The following is a 20702-nucleotide window of genomic DNA, read 5'->3' as shown; positions in this document are numbered from 1 at the left end:
AGTATCCCGGGAGAGCGGGAGGATCATTCGGAGAGGACGGGCAGGCTGATGCGGACGACAGTTCCTTGGCCGACGCGGCTGCGGATGACGAAAGCGCCTTTGTGATTGCTGACGATGCGCTGGCTGACCATGAGCCCGAGGCCGTTGCCGCCCTCTTTGCTGGTGAAGAACGGCTCGCCCAGGCGAAGCAGGTCTTCCTCGGAAATACCGCTTCCCTGGTCCTCGACCGTGACGACGGCATATCCCGCTTCGTCCCGATGCAGGCCGATTTTCAGCACGCCGCCCGTCTCCGCCATGGACTCGATGCCGTTTTTGATGACGTTGACGAATACCTGCTTCATCTGGTTCGGCTCGCATAGGATCGGGGCGATGCCGCTGTCCAGATCGAGCTCGATTCCGACTCCGGACAGATTGGCTTCCGGCTCCAGAAGCAGCGCCATATCCTCCAGCATCGGCGCGATGCGCTGCTTGTGGTAATGATTGGCCTGGGGCTTGGACAGCACCAGAAACTCGCTCACGATGAAGTTGATCCGGTCCAGCTCCGAGAGCATGATCGACAGGAAGTACGGACTCAGCTCCTTGCCCTCCATCTGCATCTGCACGAAGCCCCGCAGCGTCGTCAGCGGATTGCGGATCTCGTGGGCGACGCCGGCGGCCAGCTGTCCGACGACGGAGAGCTTCTCCGTCCGGCGCAGCAGCTCTTCGGTATGCTTGCGGTTCGTCACGTTGCGGGAAATGCAGGATACCGCCACGATCGACCCGTCATGGTCTCGAATCGGGGAAGCCGTCGTGCTCACGTCGATGCGGGCTCCGAATTTGGTCTCGAGCGTGGACTCCGCGTCGATATAGGCGACCCCGTCCAGCACGCTTGCGATCATTCGGCGGATTTCCTCCTCGTTGGCGGGCGGGAAAGAGGCTGGAGAATTCGCATCCATCAGCTCCTGCTCCGACCACCCGAGCATCGTCTCGAAGGCGCGGTTGGCGCTCATGAGCCGCCCGTCGAGGCCGTACGTATGGATGGCGTCCTTCGTATGGCTGACGAGCGATTCCAGATGCTCCTTCGTGTGGCGAAGCTCCTCCGCCGACTCCTTCAGCCTGCTCGTATACGCGCTCATATTGGACGCCATGAGGTTGACGCTTTGAGCCAGCTCGCCGATCTCGTCGTTGCTGCTGAGGCGGATCGGCTTGTTGAAGTCTCCCTTGGCCACCGCGTTCACCCTTCGGATGACGAGCTTCAGCTTCCGCAAGGCGACGCCGGAAATCAGGTAGCTGGCCGATATGGCGACGATCAGCAGCGTGAGCGATATGGCGAGCAGCAGGAAGAACTGCTTGTTGAGCGACTCGCCGTACAAGGAGGTGTCCAGGGAAACGATGACGACGTAGCTGCGGATCGAGTCTACGTTGAAGGGGATGTAGCCCCTCAGCAGCTTTTTGCCGAGCAGCTCGGTCTTGTTGTACACCGGCAGGCCTGTCTGGCTGGCCTGTTCCATCAAGGCATAATCGTTCTCTCTATCGACGTACCGGTACGATCCGAACTCCATGGCGTTGTCCGGAAATCCTTGCCGCAGCTCGGAAGGCTGGCCGCTGTCCGAACCGGGCACCAGATCCGCATTGATGCCTGTGATTTCGACCAGACCCGGCGAATCGAGGATCATGTCGTCGATGTTGCTGTTGTCCTGGATCGGAGTCAGCTTGTCGACCATCGGCTGCACGTTGTAGGAGATCCGCAGGACGTAGTCGGCGGTTCCGTCGTAATAGAAGCTCAGCTTGGACTTGTAGCCGCTCTCGGAATAGAAGAGCGAGTCGCACCAGTAATTCTGGAGGCTCGTTCCCCGGTCGACATACGCGTATCTGCTGCTGACCAGGTCGCTGACGACCTTGCCGTTGAGGCTGCCGGAGCCGATCGTCTTGCCCTGCAGATCGGAATCGGACGAGGCCTTGATCGTAATCTTGCCGCCGTATTCGCGCTGGACGAGCGACAGGGAGCTCAGGTTGAGCTTGGCCGCGCTTTCCAGCAGGGTCGCTTGGGAGACGTCGGCGAGGCGGGGTCCGAGCAGGCCGATGGCGGCAATAGATGCGACACGCATCCGCTCCGAGACGGCGGCATCGAGGTAATAAGCCGTCCGCAGCGTCGGCGTCATGGAGAAGCGGATCTGATCGGCGGCCGTACGGATCTGCTGCTCGACCGCTTTTTCCTGCTGCCCGGTCGAATACAGGGAGAAAACGAGCAGGTTCAATGCCAGAATCAGGACAACGACTGACGATATGAGAGCGGATAGCTTCAGTTTGATCGACATGTCCTGCTTTTTCTCTCCTCACATAGCCAAGATGACCTACAGGATCGGGTGCTGGCAGACGATTGGGACAATCACGCTTGGTCTAGCGGACGTACGGAGTCGATGCCGGACCAGAACAGATCCATCATCTGATCGGCCAGCTCGTCGATGGAGCCGTACATCCCTTGCGCCGCTTCCCGATTGCCGATCATCAGCAGGGCGGTATAGAGATGGGCCATCAGAAGAGGGTTGCCCTTCTTCACTTCTCCGGCATCGAGAGCTTTGCGGAAATGGACGGCAAGAAGCTGGTGGAGATGGTCCTCGGCTTCGCGGATCTCGTTTTTCTGCTCCGCCGTCAGCCAGTGGGAGGCTTCCCTCATCAGCGTTTCGAATTCGTCATGCTGGCTTCGGGCCAGCCGGACCTGAGCGATGCGGAGCAGCCTCTCCCGCAGCGTTCCGCCGCTTTCCAGCAGCCTTTCTGTTCCGGCCTTGGCCTTGCGCAGCATATCGGTGACGGAGGCGGTGAACAGGACCGGCTTGCTCGTGAAATGATAATAGACCGACGCTTTGGTGACGCCGCACCGCTCGGCGATCTGGTTCAGCGATACGGCCTCGTAGCCTTGCTCCATGAACAGGACGGATGCGGCCTGCAGCACGAGGTCCCGGACGGGAGTTCCGCGGTCTTCCGCCTTCGGCCGGCCCGGCGCGCGGCGCGTTCCTTCTTTATCGGAATCGGAATGGTAAAATTTCGGCAAAAGAAGCTCTCCTTTCTATGTAAAATCGGAATCCGTTGAAAATTAACCCTACGGTATATATAATGGGAACAGGATTTTCGTTGGATGTTGACTTGCTTGCCTGGGAATGCGCTTCATGTCGGGCTAGCTTATTTTATCATGATTTCGTGCTCGGGGTCATACCGGGGGCGGAATGCAGAACCGAAAGGATGACGCTGATGAACGGATGGATGGAAGCTGTCGCCGGCCGGCGGAGCAAGTGGCTGACGCTGGCGGCATGGATCGTGATGGCCGCTCTGCTCAGCATGCTTCTTCCCGGCGTAAGGAGCGAGGTCGACGAGAACGCGCCCAACTTCGGCAAGCATGTCGCCTCCGTGCAGGCGGAGGAGGTGCTCAGCCGGGAGTTCGCGTCGAATGACGGAACGCCGGCGCTGATCGTCTGGCACCGGGAAGGGGGACTCCGCGAGGCGGATCTCGAGCTGATCCGGCAAGCGGCGGCGGATGTGTCGGCTCGGCCGGTCGCCCATCAGCAGGCGGCTGTGCCGCTCGACAAGCTGCCGGCGACGGCCTTGAAGGCGCAGCTGTCGCAGGACGGCAGCACGCTCGTCTGGGCCGTTACGTTCAAGCCTGAGGCCGGCACGCCTGAGCTCAAGGAAGGCACGCAGGAGCTGCGGGAGCGGATCAACGCGCTGGCCGGAGGCGGAGACGTATTCGCGGCATCCTACTCGGCCGCGGACTCCCCGGCGCCGAGCGCCAGGCTGACCGGGCCTGCGGGCATCGCGGTCGATGCGACCGCCTTGTTCAGCAGCGCCGATGTCTCGCTGCTGATCGCCACGGTGCTGCTGGTGCTCGTCTTCCTGCTCGTCATCTACCGTTCCCCCGTGCTGGCGCTCATCCCTCTGCTGGCTGTCGGCTTCGCCTACGGAGTGACAGGACCGATCCTCGGGTATATGGCCTCGCAAGGCTGGATCGATGTCGACTCGCAAGCCGTCTCCATCATGACGGTGCTGCTGTTCGGCGCAGGGACCGATTACTGCCTGTTCCTGATCAGCCGCTACCGCCATCTGCTGACGGAAGAGGAGAGCAAGGCGGCCGCGCTGCGCAGGGCCGTAACCGACGCGGGCGGGGCAATCGCGATGAGCGGGCTGACGGTCGTCATCGCGCTGCTGACGCTGCTGCTTGCCCGGTTCGGCGGCGTTCACCGGTTCGCCGTGCCGTTCAGCCTGTCGATTCTCGTCATGGCGCTGGCCAGCCTGACGCTTGTCCCCGCGCTGCTCGCGATTCTCGGCCGCGGCTCCTTCTGGCCGTTCGTGCCGCGGACGCCGGCGATGGCGGCGGAGCGGGCGGCCCGCAGGGGCAAGCCCGCGCCCGCACCGCGGAGCAGCCGGCGCTCCGGACTCACCGGGCGTCTCGTCGTCCGGCATCCATGGAAAGTGGCCGGGATCTCCCTGCTGCTGCTCGGGTCTCTGGCGGCCGTCAGCTCCCAGGTGAAGTTCACGTACGACATCCTATCCTCGTTCCCGTCCGATATGGAATCGAGAGAAGGCTTCCGCCTCATCGGCGAACAGTTTTCCGAAGGGAAGCTGGCTCCCGTGACCATCATCGCGGACACGGAAGGCCGGGGAGACATGGACGGCTTCGCGGATGAGCTGAGGAGCCAGCCTTACGTAGCCTCGGTGTCCCAGCCGCAGCAGGGGGCTGTCGATCCCGATATCCGCGCTTGGACGGTGGAGCTGAGCCTCAACCCGTATTCCCTCGAAGCGATGGACCGGATTCCGGAGATGAGGAGGCTGGCCGAAGGCGCTCTCGCCGGCGCGGGAGCCGCCGATCCGGCAGGCCATGTCTGGATCGCCGGACAGACCGCGGTCCAATACGACACCCGGGCGACGCAAGCCTCGGATACGAGGCTGATCATTCCCGTCGTCATCGGCCTCATCGCGCTGCTGCTGCTGCTTTACCTGCGTTCGGCAACCGCGATGCTGTACCTGATCGGAACCGTCATTCTCAGCTACTTCTCCGCCCTCGGCCTCGGGTGGCTCGTCCTGCAGGCGATCGGGATCGACGCGATACAAGGCGCCATCCCGCTCTATGCGTTCGTGTTCCTGGTCGCGCTGGGCGAGGACTACAATATCTTCATGGTGTCGGGCATCTGGAAAAAGAGGCGGCATATGCCGCTCCGCCAGGCCATATCCGAGGGCGTAAATGAGAGCGGTCCGGTCATTACGTCCGCCGGGCTCATTCTTGCCGGCACGTTCGCCGTGCTGGCAACGCTGCCGATCCAAGTTCTCCTCCAGTTCGGCTTGATTACGGCGCTGGGCGTCCTGCTCGATACGTTCATCGTAAGGCCGTTCCTCGTTCCTGCTCTGACGGCGCTACTGGGACGCTGGGCGTTCTGGCCTTCGGGCTTGCACCGGACCGCTGCGGAGCAGGTTCCGGAAGCCGGAGCGGCCGAAGCGAAGCAGCAGGGTTAGCCGAAGCAAAAGTGCCGGAGCAGCCGGAGGGCAGTCTGAAGGCGAGGCTGAAGGCAGGGGAGCCGAAGCGAGGCTATGGCGGTGGGAGCCAGGCTGCCGGAGCTGAAGGCAGGAGAGCCGAAGCTGAAGCGAAGCGGCAAGGTTAGCCAGAGGCCGGGCTGAAAGCGGTGGGAGCCGGCAGTTGGAGCGGTGGAGCGAAGCTGAAGCGAAGCGGCAGGGTTAGCCGGAGGGCAGACTGAACAGCGGTGGGAGCCAGGCAGCCGGAGCAGCGGAGCGAAGGTGAAGGAATGGCAGCCGAAGCTGGCAGGGGAGAGACCGGAAGCGATTTGTCCGCTCTCCGAACCGCCGAGACCGGCCATGGCGGACATCGCCTTAGGCGAGGGAATGCCGCCGAGGGCCACCCATGTACTATGGCGTCGCTTATTTTACCGGTTTTGTTGAGGTAGACCCGCAGATGCATGCCGCCGACAAGACAAAAGACCTCTTGCCTGCAAGTATCGGACATAGGATCCGTTATTTGCCTGCAAAGAGGTCTTTTGCTTTTTTATCGGACATAGGATCCGCTATTTCGGCCATTTATCGCTTTATGGAGCGAATTTCGAGCAAATAACGGATCTGATGTCCGATAAATCCGAGAATCGGCTAAATTCGAGCAAATAACGGATCTGATGTCCGATAGCCATGCCCGGCCTTTGTATAGTCGGGGCTTACGCGCAGCCAGAGCTCGGCGCGGCCAGGATCGGCATTGAAGATCGACTTGCGAGCAGGAGCGAAAGCCGAATTGGATTGGTTGAAAGCCAGGTGGTCGCCAGCAAGATACCTGGACATTCTACGAGCAACTAGTTTGTTGGAGTTCTATGTTCACGCAGGTAGTTGGATGTTCTATGTTCACGCAGGTAGCTGGAGTTCTATGTTCACGCAGGTAGCTGGAGTTCTATGTTCACGCAGGTAGTTGGATGTACTATGTTCACGCAGGTAGTTGGAGTTCTATGTTCACCCAGCTGGTCGAGCGGGAGCCGGGAGTCGTATGCCACCTGCGTCCCAGCTAGGAGTTTGGTTTTGAAAATCGGACCCGCGCTCAGAAAGCGAGGCAGAGAAACCCGCCACGCCCGCGCTCACGACCGACCATGTCGAACTCGCGGCCAGCTGTGCCGGTCAATCCATCTCATAGATGGAGCCGGACTTGCTGGCGAACAGCTCGGCGTACACCTTTTCGGCATAAGCGTCCGTCATGCCCGATATATAATCGGCTATGAAGCGAGGCCAGCTCCATTTGCCCGAGTGGCGCTCATAGTTCTCAAGCCAGTCGGGAGGGATGATCAAGCGGCCCATGTCAGGGTGGACAAAGCTTTCCCATAACCGCTGGACCATGATTTCGCTGCGCAGCTGCAGCCGCTGGACGCGGAAGTCCTTGACGAGCGTTACCCAGGCCAGCTTCTTCAGGATCTCCATTGTGCGGAGCAGGTCAAGATCCTGCCCGCCGTCGCGGACGAAGGTGACGCGCTTCCAGCCTCCGTCGTCGATGATGCCGATGCGGCCGGCAAAGGTGCTGACCCATCTGGCCTTGATCTCCCTGCGCGTGCGCGAGGACTCGCGGCCGGTGGATCGGTAGATTTCCTCCCATTGGGCCAGGAAATCGTCCAGCACCCGGCGAACCATGCCGGGGATGTCCACTTCATCCCAGCGAAAGCCCCGATTCCCTTCGTCATGGGCGATCTCCTGGACGAGATGCTCGTGGAGCCGTTCGTTTTCGAAGAAGGTCCGGTTCATGCCGATTTTGCCTGCGCGGATGCCGTCCTCGATATCATGGGTGGAGTAGGCGATATCGTCGCACAGATCCATCAGCTGCGTCTCAAGCGTCGTCTCGCCTGTCGGCATGTCCCACTTGCGGCGCAGCTCGGAAATGATTTCCCATTCCGGAGCGTACACTCCCTTGAGCCGGCCGGGCTCGTCGAGGCAGAACGGATATTTGTTGACGGCAAGCAGCACCGCAGCGGTCAGGTCGAGCCCGCTGCCGCTGCCGGCGCGCTTCTCCAGGAACATGAGAATGCGGAAGTTCTGGGCATTGCCTTCATAGTTCATTCCGTACTGCTCCTGCAGCAGGCGATTGAGCACTTCTTCTCCCCGATGGCCGAAAGGCGGGTGCCCCAGATCGTGGGCCAATGCCGCGCATTCCACGACGGCGGGACTGACGACGAGTCCGGGATGCTCTCCCCGTTCGACGAAGGGGTAGTGCTTGGCCAGCCGGCGCGCGGCTTCGCGGGCAATCTGGGACACCTCCAGGGAATGGGTCAGGCGTGTCCGGTAGTAGTCCCCGGAGCCGGCGCCGAATACCTGCGATTTCCCTTGCAGACGGCGAAACGCCGGGGATTGGATGAGGCGGGCGTAGTCGCGCTCGTATTCTTCCCTTTCTTCGCTGAAGGTGGCCGGGGCCGGTTCGTCCAGCCTCATATGCCTGATATCCATGCTCATGCTCCCCCTTGGCTGCCATGTCCAGCGGGATTCGGCGCTGGCCGAATCCCGCGTGCTGAATGCGGTATTTCGAAAATTGTAGCATAGCGGAAGCGGAGGAAGGTAGGGGCATCCCGGCAACTTGTTCCTACCAGGGAGGCAGTGTTTCCATGGCGGCCCGGATGATGGCGCAGGAGCGCTCGAAGCGTTCCTGCTCCTGGGCGCTGAGCCGAAGCTCCAGCACTTCCTGGATGCCGCTCCGGTTCAGTATGGCCGGTACGCCGATGCCGATATCCCGCTGCCCGTATTCGCCGTCCAGCACGGCCGATACCGCCATGATGCGGTGGTCGTTGTTGAGCACGGAACGGGCGATCGAGGTGAGGGCCGCCGCGATGCCGTAATGCGTGGAGCCCTTGCCGTGCAGGATTTCCCATCCCGCATTGCGCGTGCGCAGGGCGATTTCCTCCATGTCCATATGGCCGAAGCGGCCGGGGTGCTGGCCGATGATATCGGCCAGCGGCTTGCCGCCGACCGTGACATGCGACCATACCGGGAACTGCGATTCGCCGTGCTCCCCCATGATGTACCCCTGCACGCTTCGAGGATCGACCGGCAGGTCCTCGGAGAGCAGCGTCTTGAACCTGGCCGTGTCGATGGACGTGCCGCTGCCGATGATCCGCTCCCGCGGCAGGCCGGACAGCTTCCAGACGATATAGGTGACGATGTCGACCGGATTGGTGGCGGCGATAAAGATGCCGTCGAAGCCGCTCCGCATGATTTTGCCGATGATGTCCGCATGCAGCTCATAGGCGGATTCGAGCAGGTCGAGACGGGTTCCGCCCGGGATCGGATTGCCCCCTGCGCACAGGAGGACGATATCCATATCGCCGCATTGCTCGTAGGCGCCGTCATACACCTTGGTCCGCGAATGGCTGAAGTCCACGCAGTGGGACAGGTCGAGCGCCTGGGCCCGCGTCCGCTTCGGGTTTCGGCCGATCAGCATGATTTCGTCGCATACCGCCTGATTCACCATCGCATACGCGCAGCTCGCCCCTACATGGCCCACTCCGACGATGGCTGCTTTCCTGAGCTTGTTGACCATACCCGCCGCTCCTCCCGCTTGCCTCAGAACGATAACCGCTATGAATCACAATATGATGGATACCCGGTTGTCGTGTCAATGATATGTCAGAAAAATTAACACGTTAAAGCGGCCGATATTCTTTTCCGGGAATGAGCTTTTGCTTCGGGAGCTCCAGCGCCTTCCTTTCAACGTATATTTTGCCCTTCCCGCAACGATTCCATTTTGACGGAAGTCCCGAATCCGATCGGCTGGCCCGCCGGCAAAAGGCGGATCAACATGCCTGCCTGCGATTGAAATCGTCCGGATTTCCTTAAAAGGAAAAAATCTGGCGCAGAAAAACAACCAAACGGTTTTAAGGACGTTTACTTAGAAAGGAGAGGGCTTTGTCGAACCTTGCTGACGGGCAAAAAGCCCGACAGATCGTTACAGCAGGATGCCGAAGGGGGAGAGATGCATGGTGGGGTTTCTATACGGGCTGATGGTGGTGGCCTATTCCGGCTTTCGAGCGAGCAGCAGCGTGACGGCATCTTCCAGTTCTCGCTTGGCGCCGGGCTGCTCTTATTCGCCATTCATAGCGTATGCAAAAGTCTCGAAGAGAGCTGAAGAAAGCCTGCCGCCGCCAGTTGATCGGAACCGGCAGCATGGGAGCGTTCGAGCCGGCGGCCACTCGTACGGAATCGTAACGGTGCCAGGCGAGACGCATGTTCACCGAATACGGATAAACGGAGGATACGCGCAGGATAGTGGAGGATATTGCTATGGATGATGCTGATGCACCTCGGTCGCGCAAGCAGAACAATTTAATGATTGCACTGTCCGTGATCGTTGTTTTATTGTTGGGTCTTATTTTCAGAAGCTGCAATTATGTCGATGCCTATTATGAGAAAGAAAAAATAAAGAGCGTGACGATTGTTTTGAGCGATATCAAGGCAGGGCTTGAAAGGAGCGAAGACAAGTCCGTGTTGATTACAGACAAAAATAAAATGAATGATCTTTTGAATATACTAGAGGATAAAAGAATAATGCGGCTGTTTCCTCATTGGGGAGGCGTCGGATCAAACTCAACGGATCGCCTTGAAATGAGAGTCTTATTGGTTTCCGATAAGGATAAGATTTTGGACTATCATCTTACTTCTACTGGCCAATTGACTGTCAGAAAAGGAAACGACAACTTTGCGAATTCATTCCTTGTGAATGGGAAAGTCACGGAGCTTTTCCTTGAATTGACTCCATTTGTCGGCCGCATGTACGAATAAAACCTCAAGCGCCAGCCCGTACAAGGGCTGCGCTTGAGGTTTTGAAATTTGAGTATCAGGAGCTGGTTCATCCGAATTCGGGCTCATTAAGCCGACTGGCAGCAAGAATGGCCGGCCGCGCTCTGGACGAGGCCTATTTCCGCGCTTTTTGGTCGATGAGGCGGCGAAGGAGCGGCAAAGGGTCGGCCGGAGCGGCGTCGGCCATCCGCCCGCGGTAATCCGCCTTTTGCTCTTCCAGGACGGACAGATGCTCCAGCAGGGATGCCCTGTTGAGCTTCTCCTCCTGCAGCACCCGGCACAGGCCCGCCTGCTCGAAGGACGCGGCGTTGCGCAGCTGGTCGCCCCGGCTTTGGGCGAGCGTCAGCGGAACCAGAAGCATCGGCTTCCGCAGCGCCAGCAGCTCGAAGATCGCGTTGGAGCCGGCGCGGGAGAGGACGAGATCCGCCATCGCCAGCACATCCGGAAGCTCCTCCGACAAATACTCGAATGCCCGGTAGCCCGCTCCGTCATTCACAGGGCTGTCCTCAGGCAGCTGTCCTTTGCCGCATAGATGCACCACCTGGTACGGCTTCAGCAGTTGCGGCAATGCCTCCCGGACGGCTTCGTTGATGCGTCTGGAGCCCAGGCTGCCGCCCATGATGAGCAGCACCGGCTTGCCGGCGGAAAAGCCGCATAGCCGCCTGCCCCGGGCGGCGTCGCCCTGGAGCAGCTCCGGACGGACGAGAGCTCCGGCCTGCAGGATTTCCGGGCCTTTGCGGATATAGGCCGCCGTCTCCGGAAAGGTCGTGCAGACCGCCGAGGCGAACGGCATCGCGATCCGGTTCGCAAGCCCCGGAGTGACGTCGGATTCGTGGATGATGACGGGAATCCGGTTCAGCTTCGCGCCGATGACGACGGGGACGGAGACGAACCCGCCCTTGGAGAAGACGATGTCCGGGCGCAGCCTGCGCAGCAGCGCGGCGGCCTGGGCGAGGCCTTTGACGACCCGGAAGGCATCCGTCATGTTCTTCATGTCGATGTAGCGGCGCAGCTTGCCGGTGGAGACGGCATGGTAGGCGACGCCGTCCAGCGGCTCGATCAGCTCCCGCTCGATTCCGGATGCGGATCCGATATAATCGATCTTCCAGCCGTCTGCGAGCAGGCCTGGAATGAGCGCGAGATTGACGCTGACATGGCCGGTGGAGCCGCCGCCGGTGAGTACGATCTTTTTGCCGGAGAGCGCTGTCCGGAGCGGCTTCGAACGCTTTTCCGCCGTGTCGGACGCCGGTTTCGCAGAGGTGCGGGCATCGTTGTCAATAATGATCTTCATAGGAAATCCTTATGCCGGCGTTCCGCGACGAAGAACGCGGACGCCGTCCGGACCGGCTGCATAGACCGAATCCGCCATGCCGACGAAAAGGCCGGTCTCGACGACGCCGAGCAGGCTTTTCAGCTTGCCGTCCAGGGCGCCGGGATCCGTGATGTCGCCGAAGTCGCAGTCCAGAATGTAGTTGCCGTTGTCCGTCAGGACGGGCTCGCCATCTCGTTCCCGGCGCACGGCCGAGCAGCCGGCATCCTCGACGCGCTTCCAGGTGGACTTCCAGCCGTAGGGCACGACCTCCACGGGCAGCCGGAAAGGTCCGAGCTCCGGTACGATCTTGGACTCGTCGGCGACGATGACGAGCCTCTTGGAGGCGGCCGCCACCATCTTCTCGCGGAAATGGGCTCCGCCCCCGCCCTTGATGAGATCTAGCGCTCCGTTCACCTCATCGGCGCCGTCGATCGTCAGGTCGAGCGGCTCAAGCTCGGACAGCTCGCCGAGCGGAATGCCGAGCTCGCGGGCGAGCTTGTCCGTCGCCTCGGAGGTCGGCACGCCGACGATCTCCAGGCCCTCGTCCTTGACGCGTCGTCCGAGCTCCATGATCGTGTAATAGACGGTCGAGCCCGTGCCGAGCCCGACCTTCATCCCGCTGTTTACTTCCCCGGCCGCTTTTTCCCCGGCCGCCTGCTTGTGGTTCATGATCCTGCCTCCCATGGCTGGATGCCGCCTGCGGCATCGTTTTCATATTCGCTGGCTTAAAATCGCCATCCCCCGCGCTCCCGGATACGGCTCCAGCCTGTCCGGCGCCGACATCCGCCGCCCCGGCAAGGGCGGCGGGGGAGACGCTTGTGCTCTTCTCCGCACAATAGACCGTATGCCCCGCGTTGTCAATGAAAGGCGGACCTTGCATGGAGATCGCCCTAATCAATGGAAAAAGGATGCGGAAAGTCTGGTATACTGAAGCTGACAAGCAAAGCGATTTCATAGATGGGCAGGTGCCGAGTTGCATTATTTTCAGCAAGCCTACTCCGTATTTTATATTCTCAACCTGATTCTGGCCGTCACCGTCATCTTCCTGGAGCGGCGCAATATCGCGGCCACATGGGCTTGGCTGATGATTCTCTATTTCCTGCCGGGTGTCGGATTCGTCCTGTACCTGCTCCTCGGACAGAACCTCAGCCGCCGCAAAATCTACAAGTTCAAGCTGAGCCAGCTGAAAGCGGCCCGCCAGAGGCTCAAGACGCAGCAGCGGATCGTCGAGAACGGGCTTTATTCGTTCAATGACCCGCTCATGACGTATTACCAGGACATGATCTACATGAACCTGGTGTCGAGCGATTCGCTGTACACGCAGGACAACGAGGTCGAGGTGTTCACGGACGGCGAGACCAAATTCGATGCCCTGCTGCGGGACTTGGAAGCGGCGCAGGAGCATATCCATCTGATGTATTACATCATCCGGGCCGACAAGCTCGGCAAGCGCATCCTCCACACGCTCATCCGCAAGGCCGAGCAGGGGGTGGAGGTAAGGCTGATCTACGACGATATCGGGAGCATCCGCCTCAACAAGAAATACCTCCGCATGCTTGTGAAGGCCGGAGGGCAGGTCGGAGCGTTTTTCCCGTCCCGCATCTTCTTCATCAATCCGAGGCTGAACTACCGCAACCACCGGAAGATTGTCGTCATCGACGGCAAGATCGGCTACATCGGCGGCTTCAACATCGGCGACGAGTATGTCGGCAAGGTGAAGAAATTCGGCTTCTGGCGGGATACCCATCTGCGCCTGGAAGGCAGCGTCGTCGCCCAGCTGCAAGGCCGGTTCCTGCTGGACTGGAGCCTCGCTTCCTCCAAGCCCTTCATGACGGATGCCCGCTATTATCCGGCCCCGGCATCGGGCGGCTCCGTGGGGATGCAGATCGTCTCCAGCGGACCGGATTCGGAGTGGCAGCATATCAAGAACGGCTACATCAAGATGATCAACGCGGCGAAGATATCGGTCATGCTTCAGACTCCGTATTTCGTTCCGGACGACAGCCTGCTCAACGCCCTCAAGATGGCCGCGATCTCCGGCGTGGACGTCAAGGTCATGCTGCCGAACAAGCCGGACCACTTCTTCGTCTACTGGGCGTCGCATTCCTACTTCGGGGAGCTGCTGTCCGCCGGAGTGAAATGCTATCAGTACGGCAACGGCTTCCTGCATGCCAAAACCCTTGTCGTAGACGGCAATATCGCCTCTGTCGGCACGGCCAACATCGATATCCGCAGCTTCAAGCTGAACTTCGAGGTCAACGCCTTCATCTATGATTCCGCGACGGCGCAGCGGCTTCAGCGCATTTTCCAGGACGATCTGCTGCACTGCAAGGAGCTCTCCCTTGAAGACTACGATTCCCGCTCCGCCTGGCACAAATTCAAGGAGTCGGTCAGCCGGCTGCTCTCTCCCATTTTGTAGAAACTGGGTGCTCTGAAAAGGCCATCCAGCCGAGTGTGGTATACTAGAGGTCGTTGGCCCGCCGCTCCGACCCTATCCATACCCAAGGAGAGTGATGACCGATGTCCGTTGACGCTGCGCAAGCGAGCAGAGCCATCCTCGATGGCGAGAGCTTTTTGGCGGAGGAAATCGTCAGGCTTCAGTACGAGAGGCAGCCCGGTCTGGCGGAGCGCTTTGGCCGGATCGGCCACGAGAAGACGCTCGAGGACACCCGCTACAGTCTGAAGTATCTGGTCGAAAGCGTGAGCCTCCAAAGTCCGCTGCTGTTCTCCAGCTACATGACCTGGCTTCGGGTGCTGCTGATTCAATACAAGGTTTCCACGGAGGACCTGTACATCAATATTCTTTGTCTTCAGTATGTCCTGGGCAAACATCTGGAGGAGCGCGACTACGAGCTCGTCTCTCCCTATATCGATGCTGCCCTGAGGCAGCTGGACACCGATGCGGAGCTGACGGTCTCCCATCTGGACAGCAGCGCCGCAGCCGACGAGGCGCGGGCGTACTTGTCCATGCTTTTGCAAGGAGACCGGAGCGGGGCCAGCCGCCTCATCATGGGGCTTGCCGACGGCGGGATGCCGCTGCAGACGATCTACCTGGAGATATTCCAGAAATCGCAATACGAGATCGGAAGGCTGTGGCAGCTCGGCCGGCTGACGGTTGCGCAGGAGCATTACTGCAGCGCCGCCACCCAGCTGATCATGTCGCAATTGTTTCCCTATCTGTTCAATCACTCCCGCAAGGGCAAGAAACTGGTCGCGGCCTGTGTCGGCGGAGAGCTGCACGAGATCGGCCTGCGCATGGTGACGGACATCTTCGAGCTGAACGGATGGGACACGTACTACGTCGGCGCCAACATGCCGATCGGGCCTCTGGTCCGCTCCCTCAAGGAGTACGGAGCCGATGTGCTGGCCATCTCCTGCACGATGACCTATCACGTCGGGCTGGTCAAAGAGCTGATCGCCGAGGTGCGGCGCGATCCGGAATGCGACCGGGTCCGAATCCTCGTCGGAGGGTTTCCATTCAATATCGACCCTGAATTATGGGAGAAAGTAGGCGCGGACGGACATGGACGCGACGCGGAGGAATCCGTGCGCAAGGCGGGAGAGCTGACGAAACGGTGAAGGCGGTGAATTCATGGACAGCATCAATGCGGCTCCGAAGACGGACCAGAAGGTCATCTCCCTTCTCTGCAGCCGCACAGGACGTATTTCCACCATTATCAGAGACGACTTTGGCATTTCCGCTCGCTTGAGCGGGGGCGGCCATGTGTTTTCCGTGATGGACGAAATGAACGCTCTCAAATTTCACGACTTTCTCAACCGGCTTGACCAGGAAAAGGCGATTTTCAATTGGGAATTGAACCTGACCCTGGAAGACAGGCCGGTTCTTTTTTATTTCAACGGGGGCGTGTTCGACGACCATCTGCTCGTCGTCGGCTCCACGTACAACCCGGGGTATTCGTTTTTTTACGACGAGCTGATGAAGATCAACAACCAGCAGATGGTGACGCTTCGAGACACGATCAAGAAGCTCTCCAATCAGATCGTGGAGAAGATGGAGCAGGAGATGAGAACGTTCGACGAGTTCTCCTCCCTGAACAATGAGCTCGTCTCCCTGCAGCGGCAGCTGGCCAAAACGAACATCGAGCTCAAGCTGGCCAAGGAGAACGCCGAGAACGCCGACCGCTCGAAGAGCGTGTTCCTGGCTACGATGAGCCATGAGATCCGCTCTCCGATGAACGGAATCATCGCCATGAGCGAGCTTTTATCCCAGTCGGAGCTGTCCGGGCAGCAGAGGGAGTCGGTATCCATCATCATGGACTCCGGCCAGCTGCTGCTCACGATCATCAACGACATCCTCGATCTGTCCAAGATCGAGGCGGGAGAGATGAAGCTCGAAGCGGCGCCGTTCGACCTGCGCGCCGCGCTGGAGCACACGATGCAGCTGCTGCAATCCAGAGCCCAGATGCAAAAGGACTCCCTGCGATGTTATATCGATCCCCGCATCCATACGCCTGTCGTCGGGGACGCCGGCCGTTTCCGGCAGGTGCTGATCAATCTCGTGGGCAATGCCGTCAAGTTCACCCAGGACGGGGAGATCGAGGTGCGTCTCTACCTGCTTTCCCGCAGCGGCGGGCGCCAGAAGATCCGCATCGAGATCCGGGATACCGGAATCGGCATATCGGAGGAGAATGCCAAGAGGCTGTTCACGCCCTTCTACCAGGTCGACAGCTCCCTGACGAACAAGTTCTCCAGCACGGGCCTCGGCCTATCGATTACGAAGCATCTCGTCGAGATGATGGGAGGCCAGATCGGGGTCGACAGCCGTCTGGGCGAAGGCTCGGAGTTCTGGATCGAGGTCGAGCTCCAGCAGCAGGAGCAGCAGCGCGGCTCTGCGGAGTCGGCGGGACGGCCGACGGCCGTCGACGGGCTGGCCGGCAAGGACGCCGCGACCGTAATCCTGCTGGCGGAGGACAATCCGGTCAATCAGCATGTGACGATGCTGCAGCTGCGCAAGCTCGGCTTCAGCAACGTCATTGCGGCTGGCAACGGCGAGGAAGCGGTCGAGCTGTGGAAGAAGCATGAACCGCGCCTCATTCTCATGGACAACCAGATGCCGCTGCTGGACGGCTTCCAGGCGGCAGGCCGAATCCGCAAGCTCGAAGCCCGCGAGGAGATGGAGGCCGTGCCGATCATCGCGCTCACGGCGAACGCCATGATCGGCGACCGCGACCGCTCGATCAGCGCAGGAATGAACGATTACCTGGCCAAGCCGGTGACGCTGGAGAAGCTGGCGGGCATTCTGCTCCGCTGGCTGCCCGACGCGATGGGACATCGCCCGCTCGCCGCGCCGAGCGCGGCGCTGGACGAACCGAAGCTCGTCAGCATGGACACTCTGGCCGACATCGCTCCTCTTCCGTGGAGCGGCGACGATGTCGGCATGCTGCTGGAGCTTGTGCTTCTGTTCGAGCAGGACACACCCGCCAAGGTCGAGCAGCTGAGGCGCGCTGCCGCCGAAGAAGACCATGAGCAGGTGGAGCTCCTGTCCCACCATATCAAATCCGCTTCCCTGAGCATCGGCTTTGTCGCGCTGGCCCGCCTTGCCGGCGATCTGGAGCAGAAGGCGAGATATTCCGCCGGCAGCTACGGACATGAGGCGGAGCGCCTTGAAGGGCTGCTGGAGGCTTCCTGCCGGGAGATCCGGGAGCTGCTCGAAGCCTGATTTTCTGCCCGCAACCGATTCCTCTTCCTCCGCTTCGGGTAAGAAGGACGAAGAAGACATTCTAATTCCCGTCCGGCCGATAGGGACCCGGGCACAATAATCGGAGGCGAGCGATGTGACGATAAGATATGCGGGTGTATTCCGCGATGACGATCATGCTCTTCGGGCGATCGAGGAGCTACAGGCATCCGGCTTCAAGCGGGACGAGCTGTCGGTGCTGACCCAGGACAAGGAACGCTACGAGGGCATGATGGACGAATCGGGAACGATGGCGCCGGAAGGCATTGCCGCCGGCGTGACGACGGGAGGGCTGGCGGGGGGCGCGGTCGGCCTGCTCGCGGGCCTCGGAGCGCTGGCGATTCCCGGCATCGGGCCTCTGCTCGCTGCCGGACCGATCGTCGCCGCCATCAGCGGCGCTGCCGTCGGAGCGAGCACGCTCGGCATCGTCGGCGGTCTGGTCGGGATGGGATTCCCGGAGAGCGAAGCGGAGCGGTTCCAGAACGAAGTGAAGGACGGACGCATTCTCGTGTTTGCGGAAGCCGACCGGTCTGATGCGAGAGATATCCTCGGCATCATGGAGCGCGCCGGAGCGATCCGCACCCATAAGCTGGATCCCTCCGGCAACGATCCGGGACGGCCGGGCGCGGGAGATGTCACAATGGTCTAGCTCCACTATTTTTCAAGCGGAGGTGCATGATGATGCCATGGGCTAAAAACGATTATCCGCCGTCGATGAAAAATCTCGACAAGCGGGTGCGGGACAAAGCGGTGGAGATCGCCAACGCGCTTCTGAAGGATGGATATGAGGAGGGCCGTGCGATTGCCATCGCCACTTCTCAGGCGGAGAAGTGGGCGGAGGAGCATCCCGGCGGCGGACATGAGGGAAATGCCGAGGACCGTGAAGGCGGGAGGAAGGATTCGGATGCGAAAGCCCGTTCCGGACAGCGCGGAAATGGAAGCGGAGGCTCCATCCAGCATGTCGTTCCTCACGACGGGGAATGGATGGTGAAGGATGCCGGAGCGGACAAAGGCGACACCTATTCCACCAAGGCCGCTGCGGTGGAGGCGGCCAGAAAGTCGGCTTCCGACCGCGGCGGCAGCGCCATCGTCCATCGGGCCGACGGAACGGTGGAGACATCCCATAACTACTCCTGAGCGGGCAGGGTGCTGGAGCGCAGGACTCCAGGCCATTCCGCTTCTGCGGATGGATGTGACCGTCCACTTGAAGCGATTTGAAATGAAAGTCCGTTGAAGCGGCTTGAGATGAGTCCCCCTGAATCGGATTATAAGCAGATCCCCCTTCGCCGACCGCTAGGTCCGCAAAGGGGGATTTGCTACTTCTGCAGGGTGACGCTGTCGTCGCCGTAGCTTGCTTTGGCATGGAGGATTTCCGTGAAGAAGGCCAGCGGCACCGTCATCCGGCCTTTGCTGTCGTAGGCCGGAGCGGCTCCGAGCGCGACCGGAGCCATCTTGTTGTACGTATAAGAGTCGCTGCCGATCGTAACGGCCGTCCATTGGCTGCCTTTGCTAAGCTCGAGCGTCGAGGTGCGCGCATCCCATTTCAGCTTGTAGCCGAGCGCTTCGGCCGCATCCCTTACCGGCACGATGGCGACCCCGTCCTTGTTGGGGACGGCCTGGACGCCGCTCAAAGCCTTGCTTCCGATGATGACCTGCAGAGCTTTGGCGTCGGCTCCATGGTCGGGAAGAGGGATCTTGAATTCCGGATTGCCGCTCGCGCACGGAGCGATTTCTCCTTGCTGGAAGACAACGTAGACATCTGGAGCTTTCACGTAGAATACGCTGTCCGCCGCCACGCCTCTGAAGCCGTCATCTCCGGCAAAGTAATTCTCTTTGTCCTTGGAGATCGCAGCCTGAACGGCTGCCCCGACCTCGCTCTCGTAATGATTGCCGAACAATGCCGCCAGCGTCACGGGCGAAGCTGGCGAGGCGTTGCGGAAGGTCGACGCGCTTACATGCGTATCCCCGTTCGCTCCGCCTTCGTAGGTGTACGTGGTCATTTTAATGGAGACCATGCCCCCGGCAGCTGGAGAACCGTCCGAGGCGACTTCGAAGGTCGTCTTGATCTCGGAAGGGATGAAGCTCGCCGGGTTCGCTTTTTTGCGCTCGGCCGCCGCTTTTTTCAGCGAGTCCAGCTCTTTGGCCGCCGCCTGCTCCATTTGAGCATTCCATTCATCCTGGAACTTGGCATCGAGCAGCCCGCTTAAGACGGGAATATCGATGTCGGCTTTGTACAACTCGTCCTCCGTTCGGACCGGCTTGGCATCTGCCTTGACGGAAGCGGCAGCAATCGGTTGGGATGCGGCTGGAAGCGGGATCGGGAACACGGGAATTCCAGCCGAATAAGGAGCGATCTCGTAAGGCTGGAAGACGATCTGTGCGCTGCCGTTCTTGATGTAGAAGGGCTGATCGGCTGCCACGCCGGTAAAGCCATCCTTGAAATAACCGTCCGCGTTCCGCGCGATCTGCCGCTTGATCTCCGCGTTAATCGCCGCCGGGTAAGAGTCCCCGAACAGCGTCTTCAAGGTGACGGCTGAAGCGGAGCCGGCGTTTTTGACGTTGTAGGTGTCAATCCTGGAAATGCCGTGCGCTCCTCCCGTATAGACATAGGTATTCAGCTTGAGGGAAAGAATGGGGCTGTCCGTACCCGTTCCGGATAATCCCGCGGAATATTGCAGCTTGATTTCATAAGGGTGGAACTCATTGCCGGCTTTTTTTGCTGCGGCCAGGCCGGAGGCGACCTGCTTTTTCACCGCATCCAAATCCGCCATGGCCGTACGCTCCAGCTTCTCGTTGAGCGATTTCTGGTAGGAGGCATCCTTGAGCCCCGAGACGACGGGGATGAACAGAACGGCCTTCAAGGCCGATGTCGTCTGAACGATTTTTTTGGCCGTGACGGAGACGCTGGCCGCTTTATTCTGCGTTGAAGCGGGCAGGGAGGCATAGGCAGCCGGGCCGACGGAGACGTGAGCTTGTCCAGGCGCCGGAGCGGATGCGTAAACGGAAGGCAGGGAAGCTGCTGTGCCGAGCAAGGCTGCGCCTGTCAAGCCGAGGAACAGCGCTTGGATTCGTTTTTTCGATTCGATGAGATTCGCCATGATATTTCCTCCATCTATAAGCCTCTGGCAGCAGAGGTCGATTTCATTCTGAATACTAGACCGTTCTGACGACGTGAAGGTTACAAACGGGTAACGTTCTCTTCCCATTCCATGGCGAATCGTGGAATTCCTTCCCGACTGGGGCAAAAGGGAATCAAATGCTGGAGGGATCTGTCGAACCCCCGGCAGGAGAATAGTCCCGGATAGTCCTAAGCTCCCGTGTTTTTTCGCTGTACTCCGGCATCCAAGCTTAGAGGGCGCTTCCGCGAATTGAATCGGTCCTCGCTTGAGGACGAGCAGCCGT

Annotated in this window: 14 protein-coding genes; 7 read left to right on the top strand and 7 right to left on the bottom strand. The window is 60.2% G+C overall.

The window, feature by feature from the left end; genetic code table 11:
• Positions 1-23: 23 nt before the first annotated feature.
• Positions 24-2297, bottom strand: coding sequence for a HAMP domain-containing histidine kinase (locus tag CIC07_RS23470; protein WP_076357672.1), 2274 nt, complete (start codon positions 2295-2297; stop codon positions 24-26).
• 71 nt (positions 2298-2368) lie between these two features.
• Complete coding sequence (locus CIC07_RS23465) at positions 2369-3031, bottom strand: TetR/AcrR family transcriptional regulator (protein ID WP_240923494.1); 663 nt, start codon at positions 3029-3031, stop codon at positions 2369-2371.
• A gap of 197 nt (positions 3032-3228) precedes the next feature.
• Here CIC07_RS23465 and CIC07_RS23460 point away from each other — a divergent pair, with 197 nt between their 5' ends.
• The gene (locus tag CIC07_RS23460; RefSeq protein WP_076357676.1) at positions 3229-5481 is read left to right on the top strand and encodes an MMPL family transporter; all 2253 of its coding nucleotides are present in this window, start codon (positions 3229-3231) and stop codon (positions 5479-5481) included.
• A gap of 1155 nt (positions 5482-6636) precedes the next feature.
• On the opposite strand, the gene CIC07_RS23455 is transcribed toward CIC07_RS23460, so the two are convergent.
• Positions 6637-7947: a deoxyguanosinetriphosphate triphosphohydrolase family protein gene (locus CIC07_RS23455; protein ID WP_076357678.1), complete on the bottom strand. Its 1311-nt coding sequence runs from the start codon at positions 7945-7947 to the stop codon at positions 6637-6639.
• 133 nt (positions 7948-8080) lie between these two features.
• Entirely contained in the window at positions 8081-9034 is a 954-nt protein-coding gene (locus tag CIC07_RS23450; protein ID WP_076357680.1) for an L-lactate dehydrogenase, read from the bottom strand.
• 740 nt (positions 9035-9774) lie between these two features.
• On the opposite strand from CIC07_RS23450, the gene CIC07_RS23445 reads away from it, so the two are divergent.
• Positions 9775-10272 (top strand): hypothetical protein, encoded by a 498-nt coding sequence (locus CIC07_RS23445; RefSeq protein ID WP_076357684.1) that lies wholly within the window; start codon positions 9775-9777, stop codon positions 10270-10272.
• Positions 10273-10405: 133 nt separating this feature from the next.
• Here the strand turns inward: CIC07_RS23445 and CIC07_RS23440 are convergent, their stop codons facing one another.
• Both CIC07_RS23440 and rpiA read right to left on the bottom strand, forming a co-directional pair.
• On the bottom strand, positions 10406-11581 hold the full coding sequence (locus CIC07_RS23440) for an undecaprenyldiphospho-muramoylpentapeptide beta-N-acetylglucosaminyltransferase (protein ID WP_083688213.1): 1176 nt from the start codon (positions 11579-11581) through the stop codon (positions 10406-10408).
• Positions 11582-11590: 9 nt separating this feature from the next.
• Positions 11591-12271: a ribose 5-phosphate isomerase A gene (rpiA, locus tag CIC07_RS23435; RefSeq protein WP_076358027.1), complete on the bottom strand. Its 681-nt coding sequence runs from the start codon at positions 12269-12271 to the stop codon at positions 11591-11593.
• Positions 12272-12575: 304 nt separating this feature from the next.
• Here rpiA and cls point away from each other — a divergent pair, with 304 nt between their 5' ends.
• From cls to CIC07_RS23410, 5 genes are all read left to right on the top strand, one after another.
• Positions 12576-14021, top strand: coding sequence for a cardiolipin synthase (gene cls / locus CIC07_RS23430; RefSeq protein WP_076357686.1), 1446 nt, complete (start codon positions 12576-12578; stop codon positions 14019-14021).
• Positions 14022-14122: 101 nt separating this feature from the next.
• Positions 14123-15181 carry a cobalamin B12-binding domain-containing protein gene (locus CIC07_RS23425; protein WP_076357688.1) on the top strand — a complete coding sequence of 353 codons (1059 nt, stop codon included), beginning with the start codon at positions 14123-14125 and terminating at the stop codon, positions 15179-15181.
• 13 nt (positions 15182-15194) lie between these two features.
• Entirely contained in the window at positions 15195-17282 is a 2088-nt protein-coding gene (locus CIC07_RS23420; protein ID WP_083688215.1) for an ATP-binding protein, read from the top strand.
• A 115-nt stretch (positions 17283-17397) separates the two neighbouring features.
• On the top strand, positions 17398-17949 hold the full coding sequence (locus CIC07_RS23415; protein WP_076357690.1) for a general stress protein: 552 nt from the start codon (positions 17398-17400) through the stop codon (positions 17947-17949).
• Positions 17950-17975: 26 nt separating this feature from the next.
• Positions 17976-18437, top strand: a complete 462-nt coding sequence (locus CIC07_RS23410) for a DUF2188 domain-containing protein (RefSeq protein ID WP_240923493.1) — start codon at positions 17976-17978, stop codon at positions 18435-18437.
• 179 nt (positions 18438-18616) lie between these two features.
• Here CIC07_RS23410 and CIC07_RS23405 read toward each other — a convergent pair whose 3' ends face one another.
• On the bottom strand, positions 18617-20398 hold the full coding sequence (locus CIC07_RS23405) for a PdaC/SigV domain-containing protein (protein ID WP_076357692.1): 1782 nt from the start codon (positions 20396-20398) through the stop codon (positions 18617-18619).
• Positions 20399-20702: the final 304 nt, after the last annotated feature.

It is taken from the genome of Paenibacillus sp. RUD330 (assembly GCF_002243345.2).
GTDB lineage: Bacteria > Bacillota > Bacilli > Paenibacillales > Paenibacillaceae > Paenibacillus_O.
This window is presented reverse-complemented; position numbering and strand designations above follow the sequence as displayed.